Annotated in this window: 1 protein-coding gene; it reads right to left on the bottom strand. The window is 69.3% G+C overall.

Annotation, left to right across the window (positions count from 1 at the left end; all coding sequences use genetic code 11):
* Window positions 1–103: 103 nt before the first annotated feature.
* Window positions 104–1,953 (bottom strand): metallophosphoesterase family protein (locus ACZLMO_RS16690; RefSeq protein WP_463654380.1); only part of this gene is annotated, 1,850 nt, incomplete at its 5' end.

The raw sequence follows: 1,953 nt of genomic DNA on the forward strand, positions 1-1,953 counted from the left end.
TGGGGCCCCAACCGCAATCTCGGCGACAGGACCCCGGACGCACGACGGCGGGGCTCACCCTCTCGGGTGAGCCCCGCCGCCACAGGGGTGCGTCAGCTACCGGTCAGCGGTGCAGGCCCGGGGAATCGACCCCGTCCCCGTCCCAGTCACCGATCAGCACCACATCATCGGCCTCGCCGTAGACGTGCTCGACCTCCGCGAACCCGTCCACCAGGTCGTTACGCAGCAGGAACTCGTTCCCACGACGCACCGCGAACGTGTCCAGCCCGTCCCCGTCCCAGTCACCGACCACGACCGTGTCATCGGTTCGGCCGTAGTTGAACACCGTGTCCGCATCACCATCGGTCATCGTGTTCCGCACGAAGTACGTCTTCCCACGACGCACCGCGAGCGTGTCGGTGCCGTTGCCGTCCCAGTCACCGACCAGCACCACGTCGCCCTCACGCCCGTAGGTCACGATCTCGTGCGCCGGCCCGGACGTCATGTCGTTACGCAGGTGGTACGCCGCGCCGCGACGCACCGCGAACGTGTCCGCACCGTCACCGTCCCAGTCACCAACCAGGATCGTGTCACCCGACCGGCCGTAGACCACGACCTCGTCCGCCACACCCGAACCCAACGTGTTGGACACGTAGAACACGTTCCCCCGACGCAACGCGAGCGTGTCGGCCCCGTCGGCGTCCCAGTCACCCACGAACACCTCATCACCCGACCGGCCGAACCGGAACACATGCTCATGCAGACCCGCCCAGTCATCATCCAGGAAGAACCCGTTCTCCAGAGCGGGGGTGCTCGAGTACACGGGCAGGTGGACGTCCACCTCGTGCTCGGCGACCGAGTCGTTGACCTCGAGCGTGACGGTCACCGGGACCGCGGCGGACCCGTCGTCATAGCCGGGCGTCTCACCCTCGGTGAGGACGACGAGCTCGCCGTCCACCAGGGCGCGACCAGGTGCCGCGGCGACGATGCCCGTGGCGGGCTCGATCGTCGCGACGGCCGTGGCCGGCAGTTCGGTCGTCCCCGCGGGGACCACCGTCTCGCCGTCGCCCGACCACAGGGCCGAGACCGGCCAGTCGGTCGGGACCCGACGCTCGTCCTGGACCACGGTGCCCTCGAGGTCGAGCGAACCGCCGAGCTCGACGACGTCGCCGCCCCCGATCTCCAGGCTGTCCACGAGGGGACGGATCTCGATCTGGGACCACTCGCCCTCGGTGTCGTGCATGCCGCTGGCGGGGTCGATACCGATCATCGACCAGCCCGAGAAGCCGCCGCGGTCCGGGGTCGAGTTCGGAGACTTGCCCACGTTGCCGTTGGTCAGGTACTCGACACCGTCGCGGGTCGACACGTCGAACGCCCCCACGCCCGCGCCGACGAACATCACCGAACGGCCCGAGTCCTCGACCTCGCCCAACCAGGACTCGAGCGTCGCGGCCTCGAGGCGGTCCGCCATGTCCGACGGGGATCCCGGCAGGAAGTCGCGCGGGGGGTAGTGCGAGAACACCATGACGCCCGTGATCTCCGGGTCGAGCTGGGCCAGCAGCAGCTGCTGACGCAGCATGACCATCTGCCCGAAGTCGTCCCCGAGGCGACCGGTGGAGGAGTTGAGGGTGATGATGCGCGTGCCGGCCACGTCGCGGACCGTCGACGTCTCGCCGAACTCGTCGACGAAGTTGCTGATCGGGCCACCCATGATCTCGTGGTTGCCCGGGACGTAGACCCACGGCAGGTCGGTCTCGGCGAGCTCCTCGTCGAGGATCCGGCGCGCGAGGTCGAAGTCCTCCGGCGCCGCCTCGTCGGTGAAGTCACCGTTGATGACCAGCAGGTCCGGGTCCTCGGCCACGATCTCCTGCAGACCACGGCGAGCGTTCTCGACCTGCGGCGACTCCGGCGCACGCGCCACGAACTGCGCGTCCGACATCACCGCCACCCGCAGCCCCGCGTCGTCGGCCGCGT

Source organism: Georgenia sp. G2120 (genome assembly GCF_055326485.1).